This is a genomic window from Microlunatus soli, assembly GCF_900105385.1.
Taxonomy (GTDB): domain Bacteria; phylum Actinomycetota; class Actinomycetes; order Propionibacteriales; family Propionibacteriaceae; genus Microlunatus; species Microlunatus soli.
Map to the genome: position 1 here is coordinate 2066848 of NZ_LT629772.1, position 21689 is coordinate 2088536.

The 21689-nt window shown below is 67.7% G+C and carries 21 protein-coding genes; 6 read left to right on the forward strand and 15 right to left on the reverse strand.

Annotated features, from left to right (window positions below; translation table 11 throughout):
• From ccsB to BLU38_RS09675, 8 genes are all read right to left on the reverse strand, one after another.
• Entirely contained in the window at nucleotides 1–999 is a 999-nt protein-coding gene (gene ccsB / locus BLU38_RS09640; RefSeq protein ID WP_091523586.1) for a c-type cytochrome biogenesis protein CcsB, read from the reverse strand.
• A 16-nt stretch (nucleotides 1000–1015) separates the two neighbouring features.
• A complete protein-coding gene (gene resB, locus BLU38_RS09645) occupies nucleotides 1016–2770 on the reverse strand; it encodes a cytochrome c biogenesis protein ResB (protein WP_091523590.1) in 1755 nt (584 codons plus the stop codon).
• 3 nt (nucleotides 2771–2773) lie between these two features.
• Nucleotides 2774–3493 carry a cytochrome c biogenesis CcdA family protein gene (locus BLU38_RS09650; protein ID WP_197680191.1) on the reverse strand — a complete coding sequence of 240 codons (720 nt, stop codon included), beginning with the start codon at nucleotides 3491–3493 and terminating at the stop codon, nucleotides 2774–2776.
• An 86-nt stretch (nucleotides 3494–3579) separates the two neighbouring features.
• The gene (locus BLU38_RS09655) at nucleotides 3580–4152 is read right to left on the reverse strand and encodes a TlpA family protein disulfide reductase (RefSeq protein ID WP_231920255.1); all 573 of its coding nucleotides are present in this window, start codon (nucleotides 4150–4152) and stop codon (nucleotides 3580–3582) included.
• 65 nt (nucleotides 4153–4217) lie between these two features.
• Entirely contained in the window at nucleotides 4218–4934 is a 717-nt protein-coding gene (locus BLU38_RS09660; RefSeq protein ID WP_172836282.1) for a histidine phosphatase family protein, read from the reverse strand.
• Between the two features lies 1 nt (nucleotide 4935).
• Nucleotides 4936–6237 (reverse strand): glutamate-1-semialdehyde 2,1-aminomutase, encoded by a 1302-nt coding sequence (gene hemL, locus BLU38_RS09665; protein WP_456238085.1) that lies wholly within the window; start codon nucleotides 6235–6237, stop codon nucleotides 4936–4938.
• A 17-nt stretch (nucleotides 6238–6254) separates the two neighbouring features.
• Complete coding sequence (hemB, locus tag BLU38_RS09670; protein WP_091523606.1) at nucleotides 6255–7244, reverse strand: porphobilinogen synthase; 990 nt, start codon at nucleotides 7242–7244, stop codon at nucleotides 6255–6257.
• 76 nt (nucleotides 7245–7320) lie between these two features.
• A complete protein-coding gene (locus BLU38_RS09675) occupies nucleotides 7321–8418 on the reverse strand; it encodes a LacI family DNA-binding transcriptional regulator (protein ID WP_091523609.1) in 1098 nt (365 codons plus the stop codon).
• Nucleotides 8419–8525: 107 nt separating this feature from the next.
• Here BLU38_RS09675 and BLU38_RS09680 point away from each other — a divergent pair, with 107 nt between their 5' ends.
• The 3 genes from BLU38_RS09680 to BLU38_RS09690 all read left to right on the forward strand — a co-directional run bounded on the left by BLU38_RS09680 (nucleotide 8526) and on the right by BLU38_RS09690 (nucleotide 12533).
• Nucleotides 8526–9608, forward strand: coding sequence for a zinc-binding dehydrogenase (locus tag BLU38_RS09680; RefSeq protein ID WP_091523613.1), 1083 nt, complete (start codon nucleotides 8526–8528; stop codon nucleotides 9606–9608).
• A gap of 13 nt (nucleotides 9609–9621) precedes the next feature.
• Complete coding sequence (locus BLU38_RS09685) at nucleotides 9622–10953, forward strand: RbtT/DalT/CsbX family MFS transporter (protein ID WP_091523616.1); 1332 nt, start codon at nucleotides 9622–9624, stop codon at nucleotides 10951–10953.
• Nucleotides 10954–11021: 68 nt separating this feature from the next.
• Nucleotides 11022–12533 (forward strand): FGGY-family carbohydrate kinase, encoded by a 1512-nt coding sequence (locus BLU38_RS09690; protein ID WP_091523620.1) that lies wholly within the window; start codon nucleotides 11022–11024, stop codon nucleotides 12531–12533.
• 53 nt (nucleotides 12534–12586) lie between these two features.
• Here BLU38_RS09690 and BLU38_RS09695 read toward each other — a convergent pair whose 3' ends face one another.
• A complete protein-coding gene (locus BLU38_RS09695) occupies nucleotides 12587–12883 on the reverse strand; it encodes a hypothetical protein (protein ID WP_091523624.1) in 297 nt (98 codons plus the stop codon).
• Between the two features lie 257 nt (nucleotides 12884–13140).
• Here BLU38_RS09695 and BLU38_RS09700 point away from each other — a divergent pair, with 257 nt between their 5' ends.
• Together BLU38_RS09700 and BLU38_RS09705 are read left to right on the forward strand one after the other, a co-directional pair.
• The gene (locus tag BLU38_RS09700) at nucleotides 13141–13623 is read left to right on the forward strand and encodes an NUDIX hydrolase (protein ID WP_157683341.1); all 483 of its coding nucleotides are present in this window, start codon (nucleotides 13141–13143) and stop codon (nucleotides 13621–13623) included.
• Between the two features lie 92 nt (nucleotides 13624–13715).
• Entirely contained in the window at nucleotides 13716–14156 is a 441-nt protein-coding gene (locus BLU38_RS09705) for a hypothetical protein (protein ID WP_091523630.1), read from the forward strand.
• 136 nt (nucleotides 14157–14292) lie between these two features.
• On the opposite strand, the gene BLU38_RS09710 is transcribed toward BLU38_RS09705, so the two are convergent.
• The 6 genes from BLU38_RS09710 to BLU38_RS09735 form a co-directional block, all read right to left on the reverse strand.
• Entirely contained in the window at nucleotides 14293–15969 is a 1677-nt protein-coding gene (locus BLU38_RS09710) for a bifunctional uroporphyrinogen-III C-methyltransferase/uroporphyrinogen-III synthase (protein WP_231920256.1), read from the reverse strand.
• 124 nt (nucleotides 15970–16093) lie between these two features.
• Complete coding sequence (gene hemC, locus BLU38_RS09715; protein WP_091523638.1) at nucleotides 16094–17290, reverse strand: hydroxymethylbilane synthase; 1197 nt, start codon at nucleotides 17288–17290, stop codon at nucleotides 16094–16096.
• Entirely contained in the window at nucleotides 17287–18636 is a 1350-nt protein-coding gene (locus BLU38_RS09720; protein ID WP_091523641.1) for a glutamyl-tRNA reductase, read from the reverse strand. The genes hemC and BLU38_RS09720 overlap by 4 nt, the downstream gene beginning before the upstream one ends.
• Nucleotides 18633–19418 (reverse strand): redox-sensing transcriptional repressor Rex, encoded by a 786-nt coding sequence (locus BLU38_RS09725; RefSeq protein ID WP_091532201.1) that lies wholly within the window; start codon nucleotides 19416–19418, stop codon nucleotides 18633–18635. Before BLU38_RS09725 ends, BLU38_RS09720 begins: the two co-directional genes overlap by 4 nt.
• Nucleotides 19419–19583: 165 nt before the next feature.
• Nucleotides 19584–19913, reverse strand: coding sequence for an L-rhamnose mutarotase (locus BLU38_RS09730; protein WP_091523644.1), 330 nt, complete (start codon nucleotides 19911–19913; stop codon nucleotides 19584–19586).
• Between the two features lie 108 nt (nucleotides 19914–20021).
• On the reverse strand, nucleotides 20022–20297 hold the full coding sequence (locus tag BLU38_RS09735) for a glutaredoxin family protein (RefSeq protein ID WP_091523647.1): 276 nt from the start codon (nucleotides 20295–20297) through the stop codon (nucleotides 20022–20024).
• Between the two features lie 335 nt (nucleotides 20298–20632).
• Here BLU38_RS09735 and BLU38_RS09740 point away from each other — a divergent pair, with 335 nt between their 5' ends.
• Complete coding sequence (locus BLU38_RS09740; protein WP_091523650.1) at nucleotides 20633–21676, forward strand: HAD family hydrolase; 1044 nt, start codon at nucleotides 20633–20635, stop codon at nucleotides 21674–21676.
• Nucleotides 21677–21689 lie beyond the last annotated feature (13 nt).

Below are 21689 nucleotides of genomic sequence, written 5' to 3' on the forward strand. Positions count from 1 at the left end.
TCAGATGCCGGCGTAGGAATGCAGGCCGGAGAAGAGCAGGTTCACGCCGATGAAGTTGAACCAGAAGGAGGCCAGTCCGATGATCGCGATCACCGTTGCCCGGGTGCCCTTCCAGCCGGCGGTCGAACGGGCGTGCAGGTAGCAGGCGAAGATCACCCAGGTGACCAGGGCCCAGACCTCCTTGGGATCCCAACCCCAGTAGCGGCCCCAGGCGTACTCGGCCCAGATCGCACCGGCGGCGATGGTGAAGGTCCACAGCGGGAAGCCGAAGGCGAGCACCCGGTAGGCGACCACATCCATCCGGCGGGCGTCGGGAAGCTTGGCCAGATAGCCCTTCACGGTGCCTCGCCGCTCGACGCGACTCTTGATCAGATAGAGCACCGAGACGAGTCCGCCGATGTTGAAGGCGGCACCACTGATCGAGGCTGCGGTGATGTGGATGACGAACCAGACCGAGTGCAGCGACGGCACCAGCGGCGCGACGGCGACGTAGAAGACGGTGATCGCCAGGCCGTTGCCGATCGCTGCCAGCAGCGTCACCGGCAGCCCCAGCCAGCGCATCCCCATCCGGGCCAGCACCAGGTAGGCCGCGACGATGATCACCATCGCCATCGTGGTGAATTCGTACATGTTGCCCAGCGGCCAGCGCTGGGCGGCGATCCCGCGGGCGGCGACGCCGGCCACCGAACAGGCCAGCGCAAAGATGGTGAACATCACGCCGAGCCGACCGAACAACTCCGAGCGCTGACGCGAGGTCAGACCGCGGGAAGCTCCCGGTGCAGAGGTCACCGGCCCGTCGACGAGCTCAGGACCGTTGCCGGAACCGGCCTCAGCACCGCCGCCGACTCCGGCGCCGACAAGCTCGCGAGTGGGCGTCGCCTTGGCGACGGCGTCGGTGCTCCTGGCGGCGGCCCATTCCACGCAATGCATGATCAGCGCCAGCAGATACAGCACCACCGCGGTGACCATCGCCAGACTGGAGAAGTACTGCGCCGTCATGTCGTCTCCTGCGCCCTCATGTCGTCTCCTGCCCGCTCGAGTCGTCACCTGATGGCGTCGTCGCCTCGGCCGGCGGGACGTCCGGATCACGTACATCGTCGGGTGCGGTCAGTCCGAGCTCGTCGACCAGGTCGGCCAGATCCTCCTCCAGCCCGGTCCGAGCGTCGGCTCGATCGAGCCCGGCGATCTCGAACACCGTACTACCTCCTGTAGTACGAACGCGAGCCCACACCCGACGCGGTCTGATGAACAACGAGAAGCACAGCCCGAGCACGGCCAGCCCGATCGCGGTGATCGCGATGTAGACGCCGGGTGTGTCGCCGACCTGGAGCTTGACCCACCGCTGGACGCCGTCGAGCTGGATCGATCCCTGACCGTCGGGCAGCTTCTGGACGTAGCCGGGCCGGAGGATGAATCGCATCGGCTGACTCGGGTCCTTCGGATTCTTGATCTGGTTGAGGCCCTTGGTGTTCAGCGAGTAGACGCTCTCCGGCTGCCCGGTCTCCTTGGCCGGCTTGCCGGACCACGCGTTCAGGAACAGCTCCGGGTTGAGCAGGTCGGGGAAGACCGACCGTGGCCCGGCCTTGTCCAGCACCGCACTGGGCAGGAACAGCCCTTCGAAGCCGAGCCGGAGCGGACGGCCGTCCGGGGCCTTGATCGCACCGGCGGAGGTGAAATTGCCGTCCTGCGGCAGGAAGATCACCGGGCCGGAGTAGGCGACGTCGCCGTTGCCGTCCTTGACCGTGACCACCGGCGCGTAGCCCCAGGCGACCAGATGGACCCGGTTGCCGTCGATGTTCAGCGGGTGGTTGACCTGCAGGGTCTCCTGATGTGGTGTGGATCCCGGCTTGTCGGTGACCGTGACCCGGGCCTTGAACTCACGGGCCGCGCCGCGCTGCACCTCCCCTCGTTCGAAGGCAACGTCGAAGCTGTCCACCGTGATACTGAACGGGCTCAGTGTCGCGTTGTCGAACAGCGGCCCGGCCTTGAAGTCGTCGTACTGCGCGAGATTGTTGGCGAAGCCGTTGCCGACCACCACCGAGGAGGTGCCACGGAAGTTGGTCAGCCACACCACAGCGACCCCGATCAGCACGAAGACCATGCTGATGTGGAACAGCAGGTTGCCGGCCTCCCGGAGGTAGCCACGCTCGGCAGAAACCGACCCGTCGTCGTTGACCGCGACCCGATACCGCCGCGCCCGCAGCCCCTCGGCCGCCCGCGCAACAACCTCCGCACCGTCCTCCCCCGCCCCGTCTCCGGAGTTGCCGGACGGCGATTGGGCTCTGGCAGCACGCCGTTCTGACAACGGTGTGGAGCGATAGGCGGGGAGGCGGTGCAGATGGCGTGGGGTGCGGGGTGGTCGGGATCTCAGGGCACGGGCGTAGACCGCGACCCGCGGGATGATGCAACCGATCAGGCTGACGAACAGCAGCAGGTAGATCGCCGAGAACCACGGCGAGGTGTAGACGTGGAAGAGGCCGACCTTGTCATAGATCGGTCCGAGCGTGGTGTGCTGTTCCTTGAAGGTCGACACCTGCACCGGCGAGATGCTCTCCTGCGGCACCAGGGTCCCCGGAATTGCGGCCAGCGCCAACAGGAACAGCAGCCCGAGCGCGGTCCGCATCGTCGTCAGCTGGGTCCAGACGAACCGCAGACCGCCGAGCAGGCCGAGCGCCGGAGCGTCACCACGCCCCTTCGGTCCCTGCGCAGGTTGGTTCGCTGCCCCGTCCCGCTGGTCGGTCCGGTCCTTCTCGGTGGTGGAGTCAGTCATCCCTCAGATTCCCGGTACGAAGTTGCCGGCCCAGCTGGTCAGCTGCAGCATCAGTCGGTTCCAGATCCCGGTGATCAGCAGCAGCCCGACGATGATCATCCCGATCCCGCCGACCCGCAGCACCGTCTGTTGGTGCCGCCGCAGGAATCCGATCGCTCCCGCCATCCGGCCGTAGGCGACGCCGGCGACGACGAACGGGATCCCCAGACCCAGCGCGAACACGGCGGCCAGCACACCGCCACGGACCGCGGTCCCCTCGTTCAACGCAAGATTCAGCACGACCCCGAGGGTCGGCCCGATGCAGGGCGTCCAGCCGAGCGCGAAGACGACGCCGATCAAGGGCGCCGCAGCGACGCCGACCACCGGGATCCGGTGGATCCGCAGGTCGGTCTGGCCGATCCTGATCACGCCGACGAAGATCAGGCCGAGCACGATGATCAACGCACCGAGGACCCAGCTGATCTGCTGACGGTATTGGTAGAGCAGGCTGCCCAGGCCGCCGGCCAGCGCTCCGCTGCTGACGAAGACAACGGCGATCCCGACCACGAACAGGCTGGTGCCGGCCAGCATCCGCCAGCGCTGCCTGCCCCGCGGCCCTTCGATCACCTGGGCTGCCCCGAGACCGCTGGCGTAGGCGAGATAGCCGGGAAGCAACGGCAGCACGCAGGGCGAGAAGAACGACACCAGCCCGGCCAGCAGGGCGACCGGAATGGCCAGCAGCATGGTGCCGCCGACCGCCGAGGCGGCCCAGCCGCCGATGTCGAGTGGCGCGATCATCGGCGTGATCATGATCAGTCCCGAGTCCATGATCATTTACCGGCTGCCACGTCGCTGATGATGTCCACCAGGGTGGCCTTGCTGATCGGCCCGAGGATGCGGACGGCGACCCGCCCTTGCTTGTCGATCACCATGGTCGACGGGATCGCGCTCGGTGGCAGATTCTCGAATTTCACCACCTGCGAACCATCGGGATCGTAGATGCTCGGGTAGTCGATCTTGTTTGCTCGTTGAAAAGCGCGCGGCTGAGCGACGCCGGAGTCCCGGCTGTCGATGCCGATGAACTGGGCCGTGCCGGCGGTCTCGGCACTGGCTTCCTGCAGATCCGGCGCTTCCTTGCGGCACGGGCCGCACCACGAACCCCAGACGTTGACCACGATCACCGTGCCGGCGTGGTCGGCGCTACTGATCGTCTTGTCGGTGTCGGCCACCGACGGCCCGCTGATCACCGGTGCCTGCTTCCGGTCCTTCACCGGCACCCGGGTCAGCTGGTTGTCGCCGGCTACGTACCCGTTCTCGCTGCCGGTCTGGGAATTCTGCCCGGCACTGTTGGTGCTGCAGCCGGCCAGACCGACCAAGATCAACAGCACCGCGACCACGGCCACCCGGGGTCCTGAGGCTGTCGACAAGGCTCCGGGTGTCCGATACGGGGTTCTTCGGTCAGCAGTCATCAGGCGCCGGCGACGAACTTCTTGGTCTGTTTGCCGGGCAGCAGCGCCGCCGCCGGCTCGGAGTAGGAGACGCCGGCGATCCGGCCGTCCAGGAAGGTGAAGGAGGTGATGCTGGCCAGCGTGCATTCGCGTTTGCGCGGATCGTGGGCGAACCGGCGACCCTCGACGTCACAGCGGGCGATCCAGATCGGCAGCTGATGGGCGACGATGATCGCCTGATGGCCTGCGGCTGCGTCGGCGGCGTCCTGCAGCGCGGCCCGCATCCGGGTCGCGATCTCGGTGTACGGCTCACCCCAGGTCGGCTTCAACGGATTGCGGAAGTACCACCAGTTCCGGATGTCGGTGAAGGCGGAGTTCCGGGATCCGTCGAACCGCTTGCCCTCCAGATAGTTCTCCGCCTCGATCACCCGGCCGTCGATGGTGACCGGCAACTCCAGTGTCGCCGCAATCGGCTGCATGGTCTCCTGAGCCCGCTCCAGCGGCGAGCAGCGCAGGTGCGTCACGTCCCAGCCGGCGACATGCTCGGCGACGGTGTCGGCCATCTGCCGCCCGAGTGCGGACAGGTGGAAGTCGGGCAGCCGGCCGTACAGCACCCCGGTCGGGTTCTCCACCTGGCCGTGCCGGACCAGATGCACCAGGGTCCGGGTCGGGTTCTCGCTCATCAATCCGCCTTGTCGTCGGTCATCGACTCGTGCCGTCAGCCCTGCCTTGTGCAGGTCAGTTCTGCGCCGCAGCCCGGGCGGCCTGCGGCAACGCCGCAACGATACGGTCCATCGCCTCCGAATCGTGAGCCGCGGACAGGAACCAGCCCTCGAACGCACTCGGCGGCAGGTAGACGCCCTGCTCCAGCATGCTGTGGAAGAAGCCGGTGTACGCCGCCGTGTGCTGCGCGGAGGCGCCGGCGTAGTCGGTCACGGAGTCCACACCGTCGGCCACGAAGAAGACACTGAACAAGTTCCCGGCGTGGTTGATGACATGCGGCACACCGGCCGTGCTCAGCGCGTCGTGTACCTCGGACCGCAACTGCTCGGAGTTCTTGTCGACGGTTTCGTAGACCTCGTCGGTGGCCAGCCGCAGCGTGGCCAGACCCGCGGCGGTGGCGACCGGATTGCCCGACAGGGTGCCGGCTTGATAGACCGAGCCGACCGGGGCCAGCTGCGCCATGATGTCGGCCCGGCCACCGAACGCCGCCGCCGGGAAGCCGCCACCCATCACCTTGCCGAAGGTCATCAGGTCACCGGGCACACCGTCCAGCCCGTACTGGCCGGATCGGCTGACCCGGAAGCCGGTCATCACCTCGTCGGAGATGAACAGCGCACCGTGCTGGTGGCAGAGGTCGGCGAGGAAGCGATTGAAGCCGACTCCGTCCTCGACGCCCGGCTCGATCACGCCCATGTTGCCCGGCGCGGCTTCGGTGATCAGGCAGGCGACCTGGTCGCCGTACTCGGCGAACGCCGCACGGACCGCGGCGCGATCGTTGTAGGGCAGCACGATGGTGTCGGCGGTGGTCGCGGCGGTGACCCCCGGCGTACCCGGAATCCCCAACGTGGCAACGCCGGAGCCGGCCGCGGCCAGCAGCGAGTCGACGTGTCCGTGGTAGCAGCCGACGAACTTGATGATCTTGTCCCGGCCGGTGAAACCGCGGGCCAATCGGATCGCGCTCAGGGTCGCCTCGGTGCCGGAGTTGACCAGCCGGACCTGGTCGATCGGGGTGCGGTCGATGATCGCTTCGGCCAGGTCGACCTCGGCCTGGGTCGGTGCGCCGAAGCTGGTGCCGTGCTGGGCCGCGTCGGCGACCGCGGCGAGCACCTCGGGGTGGGCGTGGCCGAGCAGCATCGGCCCCCAGGACGAGACCAGATCGACGTAGCGGTTGCCGTCGACGTCGGTCAGGTAGGGGCCCTTCGCCTGCTGGATGAAGCGGGGTGTGCCGCCGACCGCGAGGAAGGCGCGGACCGGTGAGTTCACCCCACCCGGCGTGACGGTCTTGGCGTGCTCGAACGCGGCGGCGGACTTCGGCACGGACATTGGTCGGGAATTCATCGCTGCAGCTCCGGTCGGGTGGCGTACTCCAGGGCCCAGTAGCTGAGGATGATGTCGGCTCCGGCCCGGCGGATCGAGGTCAGGGTCTCGGTGATGGCGGCGTCGCGGTCGATCCAGCCGCGTTCGGCGCTGGCCTCGATCATCGCGTACTCGCCGGAGATGTTGTACGCCGCCACCGGCACGTCGACGCTGTCGGCGACCCGGGCGATCACGTCGAGGTAGGACAGGGCCGGCTTGATCATCACGATGTCGGCACCCTGCTCCAGATCCAGCCGGACCTCGCGCAGTGCTTCGCGGCTGTTGCCGAGATCCTGTTGATAGGTCTTCCGGTCGCCCTGCAAGGAGGACCCGACGGCCTCCCGGAACGGTCCGTAGTAGGCCGAGGAGTATTTGGCGGAGTAGGCCAGGATCGTGGTGTCGGTGTGCCCGGCCGCGTCCAGCGCCGTACGGAGCGCGCCGACCTGTCCGTCCATCATGCCGCTCGGACCGACGACGTGCGCGCCGGCCTGGGCGTGCAGGACCGCCATCCGGGCATAGAGGTCAAGAGTGGTGTCGTTGTCCACCACACCGTCGGCGGTCAGCACACCGCAGTGCCCGTGGTCGGTGAATTCGTCGAGACAGACGTCGGTCATCACCAGCAGGTCGTCACCGACCTCGGCCCGTACGGCTTCGATCGCCACGTTGAGGATGCCGTCGTCGGCCAGCGCCTGAGATCCGGTGGCGTCCTTCTTGGCGGTCAGCGGGACCCCGAAGAGCATGATGCCGGCCAGCCCGGCGGCGGCGCTGTCGGCGGCAAGCTTGCGGATCGAGTCCAGGCTGTGTTGGTCGACGCCGGGCATCGAGGAGATCGGCCGCGGCTCGGTCAACCCCTCGGCGACGAACGCGGGCAGGATCAGTTGCCGTGGCGCGACGGTGGTCTCGGCGACCATCCGGCGGATCACCGGGGTGGACCGCAGTCGGCGCGGGCGATCGGGCAGATTCGGCACGCTGCACCTCACTTCCTACGACCGACAGTAGTAGCTATTCCGGTGATGACGGAATCCGCCGTCGGCCGCGCCCCGATCAGACACCGGGTGGAGCCGCGGTCGAGGCGCGGATGATGAGCTCGGGCTCGAGCATCAGGTGGCGCTGCGGCGGCGTCCGGCCGTCGAGCACCTGGAGCAGCAGATCGGCGGCTGCCTGCCCCATCCTGTGATGCGGGCGGCGCACCGAGGTCAGCGGCGCCGACAGCTGGGCAGTGAACGGGATGTCGTCGTAGCCGGCGATCGAGAGATCGGCGGGCACCTCCAGGCCGGCCGACTGGACACCCTTCAGGACGCCGAAGGCCAGCACGTCGACCGCCGTGGCGACCGCGGTCGGCCGTCGGGACACCGGTCGCAGCGCCAGCTCCCGGCCGATCTCGACGCCGGCGTCGAAGGACAGTGGGGCCGAGATCAGTTCGGGCTCGAGATCGGGATCGATGGCGATCAACCGCTGCCGAAATCCGGCGTAGCGGGTGCGGACCGGGAGCGCCGCATCCGGATGCCCGACGAAGGCGATCCGGCGATGTCCGAGTCCGGCCAGATGATCGGCGATCAGACCGCCGCCGGTGATGTCGTCGATGGCGACCGACAGCCCCTGCGCGCCCTGTCCCGCGCGATCGACGACGACCATCGGGGTGTCGAGATCCGGTAGCCGATGATCTTCGGAATCCACCCGGTCGTTGGGGATCACGATCAGACCGGCGACCCGGCGGGACGCGTACTCCTGCAGATAGCGGGCCTCGCGTTCGCTGTCCCGTGCACTGTTGGACATCAGGACGGTCCACCGTTCGCCGGCGGTCCGCTCGTCGACACCACGCGCGACGTCCATGAAGCTCGGATTGAACGCGTCCAGCAGCATCAAGCCGATCGTCGTGGAGTAGCCGGCGCGCAGGTGGCGCGCCGCCTCGTCCCGGACGAATCCCAGCTCGGCGATCGCCGCCTCGACCCGCTGTCGCGTCTCGGGGCGCACCCGATCGGGGTGATTGAGGACGTGGGAGACGGTGCCGTGCGAGACGCCGGCCCGGGCCGCGACATCACCGCGGCTGACCCGTCGATTGTTCGGAGCCGGCTGCTTGCCGCCGGGCCGAGTGCGACCCGGGTCCAGTGGCTGCGGTTGGTTCGAGGTCTCCCTTGACACGAGTCAATCATGACACTACCGTCCAGAGAACGCTATTGACACGAGTCAAACCCTGATTCGGTGTCGGATGAGCCGGTCGTCGACGACCGGCCGGTGAGGAGATTGTCATGGTCGACATCCCGGAGCGGATGAAAGCGGTCATCTGTCATGGCCCGGAGAATTACACCCTGGAAGAGATCGATGTGCCGAAGCCGGGGCCGGGTGAGTTGTTGGTCAGGGTCGAGGCGGTCGGGATCTGTGCCAGTGATTTGAAGTGTTATCACGGGGCGGCGAAGTTCTGGGGTGATGCGAATCGTCCGGCGTGGGCCGAGACCGAGGTGGTGCCGGGTCATGAGTTCGTCGGCATTGTGGTGCAGGGCGATGAGCAGGCGCTGCAGGCTCGGGGGGTCGAGATCGGTGATCGGGTGACGGCGGAGCAGATCGTGCCGTGTTGGGAGTGTCGGTACTGCGTGCGGGGGCAGTACTGGATGTGTGGGCCGCATGACATGCATGGGTTCAAGCGGGCCAATCCGGGGGCGATGGCGGAGTACATGGTGTATTCGACTGCGGCGTTGGTGCACAAGATCAGCAAGGATCTGCCGCCGGCGCATGCGGCGTTCGTGGAGCCGTTGTCGTGTTCGTTGCATGCGGTGGAACGGGCCAACATCACTTTCGACGACACGGTGGTGGTGGCCGGTGCCGGGCCGATCGGGTTGGGGATGATCGCGGGGGCGAAGGCGAAGAATCCGTTGCGGGTGATCGCGTTGGATGTTGCGCCGAACAAGCTGGAGTTGGCCAAACAGTGTGGGGCCGATCTGACGTTCAACATCGCCGAGACCGATGCGGTGCAGGCGGTCAAGGACCTGACCGATGGGTACGGCGCCGATGTCTACATCGAGGGCACCGGTCATCCGTCGGCGGTGCCGCAGGGGCTGAATCTGTTGCGGAAGCTGGGCACCTATGTGGAGTACAGCGTGTTCGGTTCCGATGTGACGGTGGACTGGTCGATCATCTCCGATGACAAGGAGTTGAACGTTCTCGGTGCTCACCTCGGCCCGCATACCTGGCCGGCAGCGATCAAGATGCTCGAGTCCGGTGTGCTGCCCCTGGACAAGATCTGCACCCACCAACTCCCGCTGGACAAGTTCCAAGAAGGACTCGACCTCGTCTCCGACGGAGCGAAATCGATCAAGGTCTCACTACTGCCCTGAGAGAGGACCGACAATGACGTCTCCGACACCCACCACCGTCAACGAGTCCGCGGGCGCGGACTACCGAGGTTTTCTCGGCCGGCTCGGCATCCCGCACGTGCTGCGCTGGGGGTTCCTCGGCGTCCTGATCTTCATGACCGGCCACGGCGTCGAGTCCAACTTCATCTCGCCGTTGATCGCCACCGAACTCGGCAACGGCACCGACAACATCGGCGCTGCATCGACGATCATCGCGATGTACGGCATCTCGGTGATCATCGGCTCCTATCTGTCCGGAGCACTGTCCGATCTGTTCGGGCCGCGCAAGATCATGATGCTGGGCTTTGCGATCTGGGTCGTCTTCGAAGCCTTGTTCGTGGTCTCACTGGCCGTGCTGCACTCCGAGCCGCTGTCGCTGATCACCTACTTCCTGCGCGGCTTCGGCTATCCCCTCTTCGCCTTCTCGTTCCTGGTCTGGGTGAACGCCGTCGCCGACGTGAAGCGCAACGGCGCCGCGGTCGGCTGGTTCTACGTGATGTTCACCGGCGGTCTGCCGACGCTGGGATCGCTGTACGCCTTGATCTTCATCCCGATCTTCGGTGGCGGCAACACCGGCGAGATCGGTGCCATGATCAGCGGCTCCGGCCTGGTCGTGCTGGGCTTCATGATCGTCATGATCGGCGTCCAGGAACGCACCGGCCGCCGGCGACTGGCCCCGGCCGACGAGTCGGCCAACAGGGTTGTGCTGAGCGGCGTCCGGCTGGCCGCATCGAATCCGAAGATCTTCATGGGCTTCCTGGTCCGCTTGATCAACACCTCACCCGAGTTCGGGATGTTCGTGATCATGCCGGCCGTGATCGCCACTCAACTCGGCTACGGGCAATCCCGCTGGTTGGCCATGACAGTCTGCGTCTACGCCGGCAACATCTTGTTGAATGCGGTCTTCGGCAACATCGGCGACAAGTTCGGCTGGGTGCGTACGGTCCGCTGGTTCGGTGTCTTCGGCTCCGCCGCCGGACTGTTGCTGTGGTGGTATGTGCCGAATCTGTTGCCGCACAGCGATGTCAGCTTCGTGTTGTCGGTGATCGCCGGCGTGCTGTTCGGCATCATGCTCGCCGGGTTCGTGCCGATGGGCGCGATCATGCCCAACCTGACACCCGACCACAAGGGCGCGGCGATGGCCATGTACACCACCGCAGCCGGCGGCGCCGCGTTCTCCGGTGCCGGCGTGGTCAAGCTGGTGCAGCTGTTCACCGACAGCAATGCCGCCGTGGTCTGGGCCTTCGTCGGGCTCTATGCGGTCGCGTTCGTGCTGGTCGGGTTCCTCAAGGTGCCGCAGGACGAGAAGGGTGCCCGGCAGCACTGATCATCAGCCTGGAACACTGCAGGACACCTGGAACAATCCACGATGAGGGCACACAGAAGGAGTCGAAGGTGACCGAGGTCCTCCTGGGCATCGATGTCGGGACCGCCAGCACGAAGGGCCTGCTGGCCACCCCGACCGGGCAGATCGTGGCGAAGACGGTGCGCGAGCATGCGCTGTCGCTGCCCCGGCCGGGGTGGGCGGAGATGGATGCGGACCAGATCTGGTGGTCGGACATCGTCGACATCAGCCGGGAACTCGCCGAGGCCGCCGACCAGCAGGGCAGCCGCATCGTCGGCGTCTGCGTCAGCGGCATCGGGCCCTGCGTGCTGGCCACCGACGCCGACGGGCGGCCGCTGCGGCCGGCGATCATGTACGGCATCGACATGCGCGCGACCAGCGAGATCGAGGAGCTGTCCGACCGCTACGGCTCGGAGCAGATCTTCCGACGCTGCGGCAAGGTGCTGTCCACCCAGTCGGTCGGGCCGAAGCTGGCCTGGCTGGCGAAGAACGAACCCGAGGTCTGGGCCGACACCAGGAAGATCTTCAACTCCAACTCGTGGCTGGCCTTCCGGCTGACCGGCGAGTACGTCGCCGATCACCAGACCGCCAGTCAATCCGATCCGCTGTACGACATGCACCGCCGGAGCTGGATCGACGACTGGGCCGGTGATCTTGCTCCCGACGTCGAGCTGCCGCGGCTGGTATGGCCGACCGAGGTGATCGGCACGATCTCCGCGGCCGCAGCAGCCGAGACCGGATTGGCCGAAGGCACGCCGGTCAGTGCGGGCACCATCGACGCCTGGTCGGAAGCCTTCGGCGCCGGCGTCCGTCGTCCCGGCGACCTGATGCTGATGTACGGCTCGACGATGTTCTTCGTCCAGGTGCTCGGCGACTACGCCGGCCACGACATGCTGTGGACGACCAACGGCGTGGACCGCGATCAGTACACACTGGCGGCCGGGATGGCGACCTCGGGCAGCCTCACCCAGTGGCTGCAGCAGCTGACCGGTGACGTCGATTTCTCCACCCTGGTGGCCGAAGCCCGCGAGGTGCCGCCGGGATCGGACGGGCTGCTGATGTTGCCCTACTTCGCCGGCGAGCGGACACCGATCTTCGACCCGCGGGCCCGTGGTGTGGTCGCCGGACTGTCCCTGCGACACGGCCGCGGTCACCTGTTCCGGGCCGCCTACGAGGGCATCGCGTACGGCATCCGGCAGATCGTCGGCTTCCTCGGCGAGGTCGAGCAGGGCACGACCGAACGGCGACTGGTCGCCGTCGGCGGCGGCACCCAGGGTGGCCTGTGGACCCAGATCGTCTCCGACGTCACCAGGCTGCCGCAGGATGTTCCCGCCGAGACGATCGGCGCGGCGTACGGCGACGCGCTGATGGCCGCGATCGGTACCGGCCTGGTTGCGGCCGACACCGACTGGGCCCGGGTGCAGCAGACCATCCGGCCGAACCCGCAGACCCGCGAGGTCTACGACCAACTCTTCGACGCCTACGGCCGGCTCTACTCCACCACCCGCGACGACGTCCATCTGTTGGCCGAGCTGCAGGAGCAGTCGGCTACGGACGGCTGACCTGCGACAAGGAGTTCAGTTCTGCCAGATCGAGAACGACTCGATCCGGTCGTTCATGGTCGACCCGACGTAGTCGATGTCGAGGGTGTCGGCGTTCGGGTCCCCCAGGACCAGGACAGGCCACTGAACGACTGGGTATCCCGGCCGATGACCGCGTTACAGCCGGCGCGGGTGCTGAAGCTGGAGATCGTGTTGCGCCAGTCGCTGTCCGTGATCCGGATGCTGTAGCCCTCGAAATCGCAGGGGCCGGCGTCGCCGTAGATGGTCGTGATCTCGCCCGCCGCGGCCTTTCCGACGACGAGGACGCAGTACTGCCGCGCGTCGTCCGCCCTTGCGCGCGCGACCCTCATCGGCTGATGCTGGGACGCTCACGGCCGTCAGAAGACCGAACGCCCACGGTGAGTGTGGCGACGGCCAGTGCGATGGCTCGCCGCGAGAACGATGTGTCATGCTCGGTCGGCATGCGATCTCCCTGAGTTCGCTCGGGGCGTCCGTCCCGATCCTTCGATCTGCGGTGCCGCGGCGACAACCCTCTTCGCCCGAGCCCGAACACTCTCGGCACAGGTCCCCGTACCTCGAGTTGCTCGCGGCGGGCACAATGACGGTGATGTACGTCCGCCGATCAGCTCGGGTCGCGGTGCTCGACGCCGAGGATCGGGTGCTGTTGTTGCACGCCCGGTTCCGGCGGTCGGTGCCGGGTGTCGACCTGGCGTGGTTCCTGCCCGGTGGCGGAGTCGAGCACAACGAGGACCTCACGGCCGCCGCGGTGCGTGAACTGGCCGAGGAGACCGGCATTGCGGTCGATCAGACGTCACTCACCGCACTGGCCCACACCGAGGGCGACGGAACCGTCGGTGAGCTGACCGGCCCGATGCGCGACGACGTGTTCGTCACCAGGGCCCCGTCGACGGCGGTCTCGACGGCTGGCATGGAGGAGCACGAACGTCGCGCCCTGGACCGGCATCGCTGGTGGCCGCTGGCCGCGTTGGCCGACACCGACGAGATGGTCTTCCCGGTCGGCTTGGCAGCCGTTCTTCGCGACTTCACGGCTGCTCACTGCTGGCCCGATCCCCGCCAACTGCCGTGGTGACATCTGCGAGCCCCGGAACACAACATTCCGGGCGCCATCCGACTGCTGGCCATATCCTCCTGGCCATATCCTCCTGGCCATATCCTGCTGGCATGGACGACCCGTACGTGCTCGGCCCGGGGCTGGCGCCGACCCCGTTCACCGCCGAGCAGATACGTGCCGGCTGCCCCGACGGGCACACGGTGTTCATCCGCACCACCGAAGCCGGTGAGGTCAGCGAGTCGGTTCAGCGGTTCGATGCCGGGGACGCCGACGGCGTCACCCTGACCCGGCAGTTCGACGGCGATTCCTTGACCTCGCGCGTCAGTTGGCGGGACCTGCAAGCCCATGCGGCGTTCCCGTCCGATTTCACGACCCGGGTCCAGGACACGATCGCTTCCCCGCTCGGCACACTCGATTGTCTGCGGTACGAGATTGCCGGGGAGCCGCCGATGAGGTTCTGGTTCGCCCTCGATCACCCGGGCATGCCCGTCCGCTACACCGACGGAAACTCGACCACCGAGGTCGTCCGCATCGAGCGCGTCCAACCCTGACCGGCTGCGTCCCGGTGGCAGCTCCCGGCCTTGAGCCAGGACCCGTCGAGGTTAGACACCACAAATCACCGCGGGAACGTGCGCAACCTTGATACATCATGCGCACGCACCTCCCCTGGGCCCCTGCGGGCCTGGGTCAGGAGGAGCGGCGGCGGGACGTCTTGCGTTGGGAGGGCTTGGTGACCGGTTGGCCTTCGGCTACCAGGGTGTCCCGCCGGTTTGCGGCGAAGCCGGCCAGGGCGTCGGCCAGTTCCAGGGCCGACGGCTTGCTGGCCACCACGTCGACGCGGAGGCCGTGTTCCTCGCAGGTCTTGGCGGTTGCCGGGCCGATCGCGGCGATGATCGTCGTGGTGTGCGGCTTGCCGGCGATCCCCACCAGGTTGCGGACCGTCGAGGAGGAGGTGAAGACGACCGCGTCGAACTTGCCGGTCTTGATCGCCTCGCGCACCGGGGCGGCCGGCGGTGCGGCTCGGACGGTCCGGTAGGCGGTGACGTCCTCGACCTCCCAGCCGAGCTCGGTCAGCGCGGCGGACAGCGTCTCGGTGGCGATGTCGGCACGCGGCAGGAAGACCCGATTGATCGGATCCAGCACCTCGTCGTACGGCGGCCACTCGGCAGCCAGACCGGCCGAGGACTGTTCCTCGCTCGGCACCAGGTCGGCCTCGATCCCCCACGCCTGCAGGGCTGCCGAGGTGGTCTCCCCGACCGCGGCGACCTTGAGCCCGGAGAAGGCCCGGGCGTCCAGCCCGTACTGCTCGAACTTCTCCCGCACGGCGCGGACCGCGTTCACCGAGGTGAAGGCGACCCACTCGTAGCGGCCCTCGACCAGGCCCCGTACGGCCTTGTCCATCTGTTGCGGGCTGCGCGGCGGCTCGACCGAGATCGTCGGAACCTCCTCGCTGTGCGCGCCGTAGGTCCGCAGCCGGGCGGTCATCGCGACGGCCTGGTCCTTGGTGCGGGGCACCAGCACCCGCCAGCCGAACAGCGGCTTGGTCTCATACCAGCTCAGCGCGTCCCGGTCCTGCACCGCGGCTCCGAGCGTGATGTGGATCAGGTCGCTCGGCTCCCCCGCCGCGGAGTCGACCTCGGCCGCCACATTGCCGAGCGTGGTGGCAATGCTGATCTGCTCGGTACTGCCACCGTGCAGTGTGATCAGTGCCGGTTCGGCGGCCTCCCGGCCGACCGAGGTGGCGACGTCGACGAAGTCGTTGACCATCCCGACCCGGGTGCTGACCACCAGGGTCGCCGCGCTCACCCATTCGGCGGCCGCGGTCTTGGCGAAGCGGCCCTCGGTGGCGGACACGAAGTGCACGCCGCCGGCATTGTTCAGCGCGACGCCGGCGTATTCGGGGACGGCTGTCAGGCTGCTGACACCGGGGACGACCTCGAAGTCGACACCGCCGCGGACGCAGGCCGCGGCCTCATCGGAGACCGCGTTGTCCAGGAACGGATCACCGCTGACCAGCCGGACCACTCGGGATCCGGCACCGGCGTGCTTGATCACGGTCTTGGCCCGCGCCGACGGCGGCAGCGGCTTGCCTGCCTCGGACAGACCGAGGATCGACACGGCGGCGCCGTCGGCGAGCTTGATCGACGGATGCTTGAGGATCTCGCGCTGCCGCTCGGTGTCCAGGATGACGGCATTGGCCTCACCCAGTGCGGCGATCGCACCGAGGGTCAACAGATCGGGGTCGCCCGGACCGGTACCGACGAAGATCACCCGCCCCCGGGCGGCCGGGGCAGCAGTGCTTGAATTGGCGATGCCGGACGTCGACAAGGACGTCCGAGGCTTGCGGGCCGACGATGTGCTCACTGGCATTTCTCGCGTTCTGTTCCTGCCGGTGCCCCGCATGTGTCCGCAGCCGGTGTGGTCGCGGTCGGCGAAGCTTCCTGGCTCTGCTGCTCTACTCTTCGGTTGTCGGTACGGCTCTGCGTTGTTACGTCGTGCTGTCAGGCAATCCGAACTCGGAACGATCCACCTGGCTGAGCGCCAGCTCTGCCAGCCGGCCTCCGAGCTCGGCCGGATCGGCTGTCGAACCTCGACCGCTCACCATGACCAGTCGTCCCCGATTGCTCAATCGATCCCGTTCACGCGATGGATCCTTCGGGTCGGATCCACCCTCCGAGATGTCGGCTCCGGCCAGGTCCGCGATCCCCTCCGCGGAACGCTCTGCCTGATCGTCCCCTCTCGTTTTCCCAATAACCGCGACGAGAGTCAAATCGGCGCCCGGATACCGGACGGCCCGTCCATCGTGGCCGTCGGCGGGTGCTGAGCTGACCTCGGCACGCGCCCCCACCGGGGCAGTACAACCGGCCTCGAGAACCGCGAGGAATCGCCGTTCGGCAAGGACTTCCGCCCTGGTGGCAGCGTCGTCGAGCCTAGTCAAAACGCGCTCAATCTGCGAATCGAGATCCGTCGTCGTCTCGACGGCGAGTGCACCCTGCCCCGGCGCGGGCAGAAGTCGATCATGAGGCAGCACGGTCGCCGGCAGCCCGCCGATCGTCAGCCCTCCGCCCGTCGCGGCGGCCGCAGACGATTCACTGCCCGGGTCGAAACGACCGAGCCGGCTGAGACCGGCAGCAGCCAGTACGGTGCCGTCGAAGCGACCGCTGCGGACCTGCTCCAGCCGGGTGTCGACGTTGCCGCGGATCGGCTCGATGTCCAGCACCAGGCCATGCTCGGCCGCCAATTGCTGCAACTGGACCTCCCGTCGTGGCGCACCGGTGCCGATCAGCACTCGGCGACCGTCACCGGCCGCCGCCGACCCCGTGAGCAGGCCGAGAATGCTCGGATCATTGACGACCAGAACGTCACGGGTGTCCTCCCGCGCCGGGTAGGCGATCACCTGCAGCCCGTCGACCGACGCGGTCGGCAGGTCCTTGCAGGAGTGCACCGCGACATCGATCGATCCGTCCAACAGCGCATCACGGACCGCCGCGGTGAACACCCCGGTGCCGCCGATCTGCGTCAACTGCCGGCGGTCGATGTCGCCCTGGGTCCGGATCGGTACGAACTCGACCTCGACACCCTGCTCGGCCAACGCGTTCGCGACCAGATCGACCTGGGCGCGGGCCAACGGCGACCGTCGGGCGCCGATCCTCACCCTGCCGTTGGTGGCCGCAGCCGCATTCATACCGGCTCTCGCTGACCCGGTTGATCGAATCCTGGTTGATCGAGTCCAGGTTGATCCTCTGCGCCGGGCTCGATCCCGGTCGCGGCCTCGGCGGACATCACCGCCGCAACGGCCTGCGGGTCGAGTGCGAACAGTTCGCGCAGCGCCGCGGCGTAGTCGACCTGGCCTTGGTTGGCAGCGAATTCGCGGACCCGGACAGTCGGGTGGTGCAGCAACTTGTCCGCGACCCGGTGCACGGTCCGGGCGATCTCGTCGCGTTCCTTCGGCCCCAGTTCGGGAAGCCGACCGTCCAGCCGGCGGAGCTCGGCGGCGGTGACGTCGGCGGCCATCGACCGCAGCGCCACCACGGTCGGCGTGACCTGGGCGGCCCGCCGACGGGCCAGGAAGTCGGCGACCTCGAGCCGGACCAGTTCCCGGGCAGCGTCCACCTCGCGGGTGGTCGCTCGCTCACCGCCGGAACGCAACAGCAGATCGAGATTGATCAATGGCATCAGCTCCGCGATCGCCGGGTCGGCGTCGGCGGGCAGCGCCAGGTCGATCACTGCTCCGATCTCGGTGTCGCGCACCATGTCGACCGACAGCACCTCGCCCTTGGCGCCGGTGCAGGTGATCACCAGGTCGGCTTCGGCGACGGCGGTGTTCAGCTCGCTGATCGGCCGGGCCGTGCCGGCGATCGTCTCGGCCAGCCGTTGGGCCCGTTCGAAGGTCCGGTTCACCGTGGTCACGACGGCGCCCTCGGCGGCCACCGTACGGGCAGCCAGGCCGGCCATCGATCCGGCGCCGACGACCAGTGCGCGACGACCCGCGACCGATCCGAGTTGATCTTGGTAATGCTCCAGCGCGGCGGTGATCATGGAACGGCCGGCGGTGCCGATCGCGGTCTCGGTCTGCACCCGCTTGCCGACCCGGATTCCCTGCTGGAACAGGGAATTCAGCACCGTCCCGACCGTTCCTGCCTGCTGGCAGGAGGTGAGCGCGGACCGCACCTGGCCGAGGATCTGGCTCTCACCGATCACCATCGAGTCCAGGCCGCCGGACACGTTGAACGCGTGCGCGACGGCACCCTCGTCGAAGTAGACCGAGCAGATCCCCCGCAGGGTGGCGACCTCGACACCGCAACTGTTCGCCAGCTGTGCGGTGATCTCGTCCAGCCCGGCGTGGAACCGACCGACCTCGGCGTAGATCTCGGTCCGGTTGCAGGTCGACAGCACGACGGCTTCGTCGATGTGTTCGCTGCGGGCCAAGGAGACCGCCAGCTTGCTTGAGGTGTCGATGTCCATCGCCAGCCGCCCCAGTTGCTCGACCGAGGTGGTCTTGTGGGAGACGCTGACGACCAGGATGCTCACGATGCCGTTGCCTTCTGCGATGTCGCTGTGACGGACCCGGCCGCATCGGTCGGAGTCGCCTGTTGTTTCTCTGACGGGTGTGGTTGTTTCGCTGACGGGTGCTGTTGACCTCGCGGCGGCGGGAGATGGTGCTCCTGCTGCTGCTCGTGATAGGCCAGGATCTGCAGCTCCTGGCCAAGATCGACCTTACGCAGGTTGACGCCCGGCGGCACCGCCAACGCGGTCGGCGCAAAATTCAGGATGCTGCGGATACCGGTCGCGACCAGCCGGTCACAGACCTGTTGGGCGCCGGCCGCCGGGGTGGCGATGATCGCGATCCGGGCAGCGGTCTTCGGCACGATCGTCTCCAGGTCGGCCAGATCGGAGATCGGCACCCCGACCACCTTCCGGCCGATCAGTTCCCGCTTCGGGTCCAGCAGCGCAGCGATCTTGAATCCGCGCGATCCGAAGCCGGAGTAGTTGGCCAGCGCCGTACCGAGATTGCCCAGACCGACGATCACCACCGGCCACTCCTGAGCCGACCCGATCTCGCGGCCGATCTGGAAGCGGAGATACTCCACGTCGTAACCGACCCCACGCGTCCCGTACGTGCCGAGGTAGGAAAGATCCTTGCGGAGCTGGGCGGAATTGACCCCTGCCGCGTCGGCCAGTTCACCACTGCTGATGGTGGCGATGCCGTCATCGGCGATCACACTGAGCGTACGCAGATACACCGGCAGCCGCGCGATGGTGGCGTCGGGAATGCCCTTGTCCGATGCCGGCCTGTCGGGGCGTAGCTGCACGTCCGGTGCCTGCACGTCCTGCGGGCCGAATGCCTCGTCGTCGGAGCGAGGCGCTGAGGGCGTCACGTGCGTTATGCCTCCGATGAGTTCAGGTGTGCTCCGCCTCCACACTCTAGGAGCTTGTGAACGAGAGAACAAACTCCCGGCGAACTGCTCCGCCGCCGGTCAATCAGTGTGGAAGACCTCCTCGGCGGGCGCCCACCAACCGTCGTCGGTGACGGTATCCAGGCGCTCTTGCATCGGATCGGTGATCTCCCACCACTTCCGGGTCGTCGGGTCCTCAGCCATCCGTGCCATGTCGGCTGCAAGGTCGGTGCCGTGGTATTCGAAGTAGGCGAACAGCAGATGTTCCGGCTCACGCAGAAAGATCGAATAGTTCCTGATCCCGGAGTCGGCGATCTGGGCCAGCACCCCTGGCCAGACCTCGGCGTGGATCTTCTTGTACTCCTCGATCGCCTCCGGCTTCAACCGGATGATCTGCGCGACGCGCTGCATACCTCTCCTCACCCCTGATGGCGTTCCCGCGCAGTTCTGGCGTTCCCGCCGCGGCTCCATCCTGCGCGGGAACAGCGGATCTGCGCGGGAACCGGCGGTCGGGTCGGGTCAGCCGGGTGCGGCCAGTGCCGATCGGAGGCGGGTCTCGTCGACCCGCCAGAAGTCGTGCTGCCGGCCGTCCACGAAGGTCACCGGCACCTGGTCGTTGTACTGCCGGCGCAGTTCGGGGTCGGCGTCCACATCGACCTCGGTGTAACTGTCGCCGGTCTCGGCGCAGACCCGGGCCACCACCGTGAGCGCATCGGCGCACAGGTGGCAGCCGTCGCGGGACAGGACCACCACTCGGGCCGAGGATTCGCCGACGATCGCAGGACCGGAGGTCATGACCCGAGTCTCCCACAGCCGACACCACCGGGGTCGCGCGGTGGTCATCGCCCACCGGGCATCCTGCCCGCACCATCCGCGATGCCGGCCGCTGTCAGTTGAGACCACCCCAGGCCTGACGACGCCAGCCGGCGGGCCGAACGCCGATATCGCAACACATGTCGCCATCCGTTCCTGCGGGCCCGACACCCCAGGGCGATATCGCAAGACATGTCGCCATCCGTCCCGGACCGCAAACCGAACGGCGATATCGCAACACGAGCGGCGATCGAGCCGGCGGAGCTCGTCGCCGGGCAGGGTCCGCCGCTGACCGACGGCACACTAAGGTTGTCGCCATGACGACGCCCGACCCTGATCAGGGTGCGACCCCTGATCAGGGCGCGCCATCCGTAGCGGACGCGACCCGCGCCAGGGATGCAACTCCCCGACGAGACGCACCCCCCGCATCGGCCGCTGCCCCCGCACCGGCCGCTGCCCCCACACCGGCCGCTGCCCCCACACCCGAAGCAGCCACCGCACCGGACGCCGCCCACGCTCCCGAAGAAGCGCCCACTCCCGAAGAAGCAGGGGTCCAGCCAGCCGCTCCGGCGCCGCTGATCAAGCCCGATCCGCGGGCGGCCGCGTTCTTCGACCTGGACAACACCGTCATCCAGGGTGCGTCGATGTTCCACCTTGCCCGCGGTCTGTACAAACGGGGCTTCTTCCCGACCCGTGCGATCCTCAAAGGTCTGTGGTTGCAGACCTACTTCCGGATCGTCGGCCGGGAGAACATGCAGCACATGCAGCAGGCCCGCGATTCCGCGTTGTCCTTCATCGCCGGTCACACCGTGGAGGAGATGGCCGCTGCGGGTGAGGAGATCTACGAGGAATCGATCCTGCAGAAGATCTGGCCCGGCACCCGCGCACTGGTCCAGACCCACCTCGACGTCGGCCAACAGGTCTGGGTGGTGACGGCCGCCCCGATCGAGTTGGCCGGGATCATCGCCAAGCGGCTCGGACTGACCGGCGCGGTGGCGACGATCCCGGAGAGCATCAACGGCGTCTACACCGGACGCCTCAACGGCGAGTTGCTGCACGGTCCGGCCAAGGCCGATGCGGTCCGCCGACTGGCCGAGGACCACGGCCTGGACCTGGCGCGCTGCTTCGCCTACTCCGATTCCTACAACGACCTGCCGATGCTGTCCCTGGTCGGCCATCCGTGCGCGGTCAACCCCGATCGACGGCTGGCCCAGCACGCCCAGGAACTGGACTGGCAGGTCCGCGAGTTCCGCACCCATCGGCGGGCCGTCCGGCTCGGCCTGCTGGGCGCCGGAGCGACTGGTGTTGCCGCCGGCGCGCTGGCCGCCGGGATGGGCGTCCGGCGGATGTTCCGGCACTGACCGACGGGGCTCC